The sequence below is a fragment of the Thiomonas sp. TH-17 genome (genome assembly GCF_057473305.1).
Genome location: NZ_JBYCKI010000193.1, coordinates 1 through 7,409, shown reverse-complemented (window position 1 = coordinate 7,409; position 7,409 = coordinate 1). Strand labels below are relative to the sequence as shown.

5 protein-coding genes are annotated in these 7,409 nt (G+C 65.1%); 1 reads left to right on the top strand and 4 read right to left on the bottom strand.

What is annotated here, in order from left to right; genetic code table 11:
- A partial coding sequence (locus AC2VLV_RS11590; RefSeq protein ID WP_486990133.1) for a nucleotidyl transferase AbiEii/AbiGii toxin family protein occupies positions 1-673 on the top strand: 673 nt, incomplete at its 5' end.
- Here the strand turns inward: AC2VLV_RS11590 and AC2VLV_RS11585 are convergent.
- The 4 genes from AC2VLV_RS11585 to AC2VLV_RS11570 form a co-directional block, all read right to left on the bottom strand.
- Positions 623-1,165 (bottom strand): RloB domain-containing protein, encoded by a 543-nt coding sequence (locus AC2VLV_RS11585; RefSeq protein ID WP_486990132.1) that lies wholly within the window; start codon positions 1,163-1,165, stop codon positions 623-625. The genes AC2VLV_RS11590 and AC2VLV_RS11585 overlap by 51 nt on opposite strands.
- On the bottom strand, positions 1,162-2,379 hold the full coding sequence (locus AC2VLV_RS11580) for an AAA family ATPase (RefSeq protein ID WP_486990131.1): 1,218 nt from the start codon (positions 2,377-2,379) through the stop codon (positions 1,162-1,164). Before AC2VLV_RS11580 ends, AC2VLV_RS11585 begins: the two co-directional genes overlap by 4 nt.
- Before the next feature lie 139 nt (positions 2,380-2,518).
- Positions 2,519-2,911 (bottom strand): hypothetical protein, encoded by a 393-nt coding sequence (locus tag AC2VLV_RS11575; protein ID WP_486990130.1) that lies wholly within the window; start codon positions 2,909-2,911, stop codon positions 2,519-2,521.
- A 259-nt stretch (positions 2,912-3,170) separates the two neighbouring features.
- A complete protein-coding gene (locus tag AC2VLV_RS11570; protein WP_486990129.1) occupies positions 3,171-7,334 on the bottom strand; it encodes a hypothetical protein in 4,164 nt (1,387 codons plus the stop codon).
- Positions 7,335-7,409 lie beyond the last annotated feature (75 nt).

The following is a 7,409-nucleotide window of genomic DNA, read 5'->3' as shown; positions in this document are numbered from 1 at the left end:
GAAGCTGAGGCACACTACTGGCAGCAGCAAAACCGTCAGGCCCTGCAAGCCGCCTGACTCAAACCAAACAGCCTCCGCGAAAGCCGGGGCGGTTCAAAGCGCGTATCCTCGCTACCAGGCTCGTCGCCTGATCATTTGTCGACACCCTCTGAGCAAAGAAGATCAACGCGAGGCGCTGGAATACGGGCGCGCCGAAACTGGCCGCCCCGCTCATCTAGTCGAAAAGGGCGTGTGGGTGGTGTGGACGCTGCGCACCCTTTTCGAGTCGCTGCTCGCGGCCGACCTGACCTTCAAGGGCGGCACGTCGCTGTCCAAGGTTTACAAGGTCATCAACCGCTTCTCCGAAGACTATCGACCTGACCTACGATATTCGCAAGCTGATCCCGGATTTGATCGGCGCAGGCGGCGACCTGCCGGCCAGCCGCAGCCAGGTCGGCAAATGGACGCAAGCGGTGCGGCATCGGCTGCCCGACTGGATCACGCAAAACGTACAGCCGGTGCTGCAAGCAGCCTTGACGCGCGAGCGTCTGGATGCCGGCTCGAACTCGGCGGGCAGGAAAACGACAAACTGCTTCTCCACTACCCTGCCCTGACGCAAGGAACTGGTTACGTGGCGCCCGTCTCAGAGCTTCTTCGCTATACCCATGTGATTCATCAACTCGGCCAGTTGTGATACTCGCGTTCTCGCTTCGTCCAATTTCTCGCGGCTGAGGCGGTTCTCCATCCATGTAGGTTCATGGGCCTCGACACCTGTGTTGGCCTTGAACTCCTGCTTCATGTGCTGAGTATTGCCTTCAGTTTCGATGCCGAGGATGTGCAATAGCCATGCTTCCAGGCAGGGATGTGCTTCAATTACGCTGACTGGATGTTTGCCAACACGGGCTTTTCGTGCTCTGGCACGCAGTTCATCGTTCCAGTCGGTATCGGTATCCAGCAACAGCACGACCTTGTCGTAGGCGCGGTTGTTCTTCGCGCGGCGCAAGCCAGTGTCCAGGGCATGCTTGCCGCCTTTGCCTTTGGCGTTGTGTTCCTGTACGGCACGCCCTAGTGCGTGGGCATACGTGCGCTTTACAAAGCGGACGAATGCCACCTCGGCATCGCCCTCGCAGACGATGAGCAAGGTTTCCTTGACGGTGCGCGCCTTGGTGGATAGTGAAGGCGTCATAGTTGCGGCACGGCTCCATAGGCACCGCTCATATATTTTGCATACAAATTGTCTTGGACACGTACACCGCCCATCGTGTCCAGCCGCCAAGCCTCACTCTCGCAGTTCTTCTTCTCGACAAGAAAAACCTGGGATTTGCCAAGCAAGCTCATCACCTCGATTGAATGACTGGTAAAGATGATCTGAGCGTTGTGCGGGTTGGTATGCGGGCTGGCGAACAGATCGAGCAGGGGTTCGATCATGTGCGGGTGCATGTCGCTTTCCAACTCGTCGATCACTGCGATACCGCCGCTGGCCAGCACACTCAACAGATACCAGAGTTGGGTGAACGCCGTCCGCGTGCCGCTGGACTCCTCCATCATTTGAAGCTCGTGCCGCGAGCCATCCTTCAAGGTGTGGACGCCGAGAACTTGATATTGTGCGGGTAGTTTTGTGCCTTCTGGGAACTTCATTTCCGGTGGCACGTTGATGTCCAGCTTTCGGATCTCCACGCCGGACAGGCCGAAATCCAGGTCGTGCAACAGCGTTTCCATCTGCGCCTTCAAGGCAGCATTTTCATGGAAGAAAATGGACGCATTCACGAAGCCGAGGTTGGGATCGACGCGACCCACCTGCATGATGTTGCTGGCGACGTTGGCACCGACCAAGCGTTGCGCGACCTCCACGCCGTACTGTGCTGCTGTCGAAATCAGCGAGGCATTCGGGCGAACCTTCTTCGCCTCGGCAGGGTTTAGGCCGAAACCATCCTGCTTGATGACGTATTCCTTCGAGGCTTCGTCCCAATCCCGCTCGAACACATAGGAGTACTTCGCCCGCTTTTTGTTCGGGCGCTTGTAAACGGCCTCGTGCAGCACACGTTCCGCAGTCGCCTTCAGTTCGTAGTGCCACAGCGTGCCGCCTAGGTCGTCGGCTTCAATCTCGAACTCTATCGGCTCGTGTGGTGTGGAGAAATGCGGCTTGATGGGCATTGGTGCGTTCGGGATGCTCTGCAGGAACGAGTGCTTGATGAACCAGCTCAAAAACGCCACAGGTTTGATGAGCGACGTCTTACCGGCACCATTGGCACCGATCACCGCCATGGCCGTAGCAAGACGGTGACCGGTTGGCGATCGCGCATCCCAACCGTGCGACCTCGCCTTTTGGGTCAGCGCAAAAGACACCTCGGTCCGCTCCTTGAACGAAAGGAAGTTCTTGAACGCAAATGAGTGAAGCATGGCCAGATCCCATGAAACGGCCACCACTTGGCCGTGAAACTAATTTTAAGACAAAAAAATGTCCATTTTCAAGTTTCATGACCGGACTGGGCGGTAGGGATGTGCGGTGCAGCCCGCCGGAGCCTGAGGTTTCCCCACATCATTCGGTTGCTGCATTCATGCCAGTCGCGGCCTCCAGGGGGGTCGCCGGTGCGCCTCGGTCACCGCTGTCGGGCGGCCAGCCGCGCCGCAGCAGCTCCCAACCGATACGCCACAGGCTCAAGGTGGGACGTGTCGCTGCACGGCGGATGGCCTGACCATGCGTCAACAGCCGCTGGTCCTGCCGCTGCTGCCGTGCCAGCAGACCCTGCCACCACGCCAGCACACTGGCCAGCGCATGCAGCAGGATCAGGATTTCCATGCGCGGCGCCTTGCGCGTGAGCGAATGGCGCAAGGCCGCGCCATGCCGAGGGTCTTTGAGATCGCGGAAACTTTCCTCGATCTGCATGCGCCGGGCATCGTCGCGCACAACCTCCTCGGCGCTGAGATCCAAGCGCCGGAGAGACGGCCAGCACCCAGGGCTCGCGCGCGCCACGCGCATGCGCCCGCGCCGCGCTGCTGCGCCGCGGCCGGCCATGCACACCCCGGTCCTTGCGTCTGCGGTGTGGCAGGTTGCACACCACCAGCCGCGCCCACTGCGGCTGCGTCTTGCTGATCTCGCACAGCCCCAGGTCCAGCACCTAGCCGTCCTCTGAACCGCCCCGGCTTTCGAGGAGGCACCACACTTCGAGAAGCTGCAGCGGCAAAAAGTTCTAACCCCAACGCGCCGCCACATACGTCATCACCCAGCGCACTGCGACGGTGTCGCGCGTGATCGGCTTGCCCAGATCATCCACGCACTTGATCCGCATCCGTGGCACGGGCTGGGTGTCGCCATTGAGGTCCCGCAATGCCACCGTGCTGCGACGGACCTCGATCCGCACCCGTGCCGAGTTGCCGAGCCGCCCTGCCCGCTCGATCTCGTCATCATCGGCCAGCGTCATGCGCCCGCGCTCGCGCTCACTGGTGTACATCCACTTCCCGATCAGCCAACGGAACTCCTCCTCCTTCCCGGTCCGCAGATCCTCGAGCCACCTGCAGAGCATCATGGCCGCGGTCGTCGCCGATCCGGCCGCCAGCGCCGGCGGCACCCAGTTCGTGCCATGGCACAGCACCAGCACATGACGGGGTACGGCCGATCCCTTCTTGCCGGAGCGAATGCAGGAGAGTCGTTCGAGGCCCGCACGATAGGCGGCCTCCTCCTCAACGGACACCAGGCGATGACCGTCGCGCAGGGAGCGATCCACGAGCTCCACGCCTTCGAAGTGGATGCCGTCCCTGCCTTCGCCTTCGCCAGTCCGCACCTCGATCTCCGGCAGCGGCGATAGTGGCGTCTCGTCCCGGTCGATGCCGGCATCGTTCAGACGCTGCTCGATCCGGTCCCGGAGTGCCCGGTTGAGTCGATGCCGTCGGGTGGCCCCATCCCCCGGCGCGTCATCGGCCTCCCGGATCTCCGCCACCCACCGATGCATCGTGGCCTTGCCGCCCAGCCGCTGCTCGAAGCTGCGGCGCATGTCGAGATCATCGAGCTTGTGCAGCACCCCGTGGAGTGCCACGCAGAGCACGTGGGTGTAATGGCGGATCGTCGTGTTGGGATGGGAATGACCCACCAGCGCTGCGACGGCACGCAAGCCCTGCCCGGCATCCCCCTCGGGTCCGAGCAGCCCCTGCATCCGCGCTTCGCCGATCTTCAGGCCCTCCAGCCACGGCAGCGCTTGACGCAATCCATCGAGTCCCGCCGGCCGCCACAGCAAGGTCAGCACCAGTCGGCTGACCAGCGTGTGGCGCAGGTGGTGCGAACCCATGCTGTCGTCCCGGGTGACCGCCTTGATCAGTCGGCTCAGCGCGTCGTAGAAATTGTTGGGATCCGCGCTGGTCTCGGCATCCGGATCGATCAGCTTCTGATACCGCTGTTCGCTGGCCACCTGCATCCACGCCCGGGTGCCCTCCTCCGCAAAACCGATCGGCAGCACGCGATCGGCCCAGGCCGTCTTCAGCGTGTGATCGCCATACGCCTGCACCCGGCACAGGTCCTCCTGCACATCGACGGCGCGCAGGTGCGCACTCTCGGCGCGGCGCAAGCCGAAGGTGACCATCAGCTCGACATGGCGCTGCGCACTCGTGCGCAGGGCGGCGTTGCCGATCCCGGAGGTCGCCGAGAGCAGGCGCGCGTGCAGGTGACGCAGTTCCTCCGCACTGAGGATCTTGGCCGAGACGGCACGCTCGGGCGCGGCACCGAGGTCGCCGATCGCGAAGTCGGCATGGTCGGCCTTTTCGTCGCTCAGAAATCGATGGAACTGGAACCAGGCGCCGTGCTGCAGCCGGTCCGGAAACTGCTCGCGGCTGATCTCCTGCAACTGCGCCAGGATGTCCTGGTCGAACGCGCGCCAGTCCGGCGTCTGCTCGGTGAGTCCCAGCAGGGCACAGGCGATGACGCGCACGCGGTTCATGACGCTTCGCTTCTTCGGATCACTGACCCGGTGCGACCCGCAATCAGGGGGGGCGTCGATCAGCCACAGGGTCAAGCTACGCAGCAGCCGCTCGACGGGTGTCTTCGGCCGGTATTCACCAACCAGTCGCCGCCATTCGCCGCGGTAGGGCGTCTTGTGCCAGCCCAGCGCCTTCAGCACCGGCACGCGGTGCAGCACGTCCGCCGGCACGTCCGCCGGCAGGTTGGCCTTGCCGAGTTTCGGCCCACTCGTGGCCGGCAGCCCAGCGTCCACGCCGGTGCCGGATTGGCGGCCGGGTTCGAGGCCGGCGAGCCGACGCAGTTCGCCATCGCCGAGATCCTCGGTCTCGAGGCTGCCGCGTGCATAGGCGGCGAGAACCGGCGCGCCGTGCACCATGATGGATTGCGTGGCCGCGGCGGTCATCGCCGCCAGCGTAACCTTGGGGTCCCCGGCGCCGATCTGCGTGAGATAGGCCTTCAGGCATTGCTCGGCGCGGACGCGCCGACCCGAGGCCAATGTCTGCTGGAACAGCGGCGACAGCAGCATCCCCTGGATGTGCGCCCGCTCGATCGTCAGGTAGGCGGATGAGAAGTCATCCAGGAACACCGTGCGTTGCATGGTCTCCGGCCCCCCTTCCCGCTTGACGCGAAACACCTGGGTGCGGTTGGTCCCGTGCGCCAGAATCGGCGCGCCGGCCTTGATCTCGCGCAGCCAGGCATCGATCAGGCCCCACCGCGTCAGACCCAGCCGCCAGATGGCGAGCATCAGCAGCCGGCCGAGCTCCACCCGACTCCCGTCATCCTTGCGCTCCGCGTCGGGCGCGGATGGCCGCGGCGGCAGGCAGGCCAGGTCACGCGCGAAGGCCGGCAGCACGCGCGCCTCCAGATACTCGAGGGTCTGTAGCGCATCGCCATCGAGCAGGACCTTGTTGGTGAACAGGGGCCGGGGCCGCGAGACGAAGATCGGCACCTTCCACTTCGTGCGCAGATACTGGCACACGGACTCGGCCACTTCCCGCTGCCGCTCCACCGGTTCGGATTGCTGCGCGCGGACGACTGCGCGCGCCAGGGCCAGGGCTGCCGGTGCGCGATCCATGGTCGTGGCGGTGTCCCGTTCCATGGCATCGAAGAGTGCTTCGTCGGCTCTGCGCAGTAACTCCCCGGGATCCAGCTCGGGCGTTGGATCCTTCGATGGCGCCGCGGCCCTGGTGGCGGCGCGGCCGGCCGTCGACGCCGGGATCAGCGCCCGCGGACGCGGCGTTCGAACCCGCTCCGCCAGGGACAGGGGCTCGAATCCCAGGCGTTGCTCGAGCGCTTCCTGCAACGCGATCCACGCCGCGTGAAATCGCCCGGGATCGAATGTGCTGGTTGCATCCCAGGCGTGCCGGCCACGCACCCAGTGGCCGAGCTCGGCATCGCGGAACCGACCCGGCAGGTGACCCGACAACGAGCGCACGAGCTTGCGGCCCCAGTTGGCAGGCAGTGGCGTCAGATGCTCAGCCCCTTCCTGGTAACGCGGCTGGTAGGGCACGACATCCCGCTTGCGGTTTGCGTTGATCGGACGGATGTACTGCAGCCGCACTTCGGTGCCCTGCTCCGAGACGACCAGCGGATCCAGCGCCGGCACCGCGATCGCCAGCTCGCTGGTCAGCGCCACGTACGCCTCGATCTGGCCCCGCAAGCCGCGCGTCAGCGGCACGAGCCGGTCGGTGGAGCGGTCAGCACGGTGTTTATCGGCCACCAGGGCCCAGTTGCCGGCCAGGATGATCCGCGGGACCGGCGCCAGGCTGCGCCGGTGGGCCAGACCCAGGCCCAGCCAGTAGGACAGGTACAGCGTCATCAGGTTGAACGCACGCGGCCAGTCCTGAGCCGTCTCGGCGGCGCGCATCCGCGACTTGACTTCGGCGAAGTACCTGGTCAGCGCCGCCTCATCGAACGCGTGTTGCGCGCCGATCCACGCATCCGGCAGCTCCGGCGCGGTCGCCTCCGGCAGCGCGCCGACGAGAGACGCGGCCGCATCACGCCACCAGCTCTCGATCTGCGCATGCGGGTAGGCCGCGTAGTGGATGATGTTGCGCGCATTGGCTTCCGCGCCGGCCGTCACCACCCCGAGCACACCCAAGTCCCCGCCGGTCTGCGCGTTGAGCGCCCGCAGCAGGGCACTGCGGACACCCTTGGCCGTGACGCGCAGCGCCGGCGCGAGGTCGCGCAGCAACCGGTACGCCTGCGCCGCGATGGCTTTCGGGGAATGCTGCGGGGGAGCCCGGATCGCCTCCAGCAGCGGTTGCCATGCCGGCGGCAGCGGCAACGACAGCGTCGTCGCCCGTGGCCGGCAAAACGGCGGCGGCACCTTCTGTGGTCGGCGCAGATCCGGCTTGCCGGCACGCACGTGCACGCGGTGCCGCGACCGGTCGATGACCACGTCCACCTTCGGCGTGAATTGCGGCTCGCCGTCCTCGATCGATGGCCGCGCGACCTCCTCCAGCGCCCGGCCCGTCAGCAG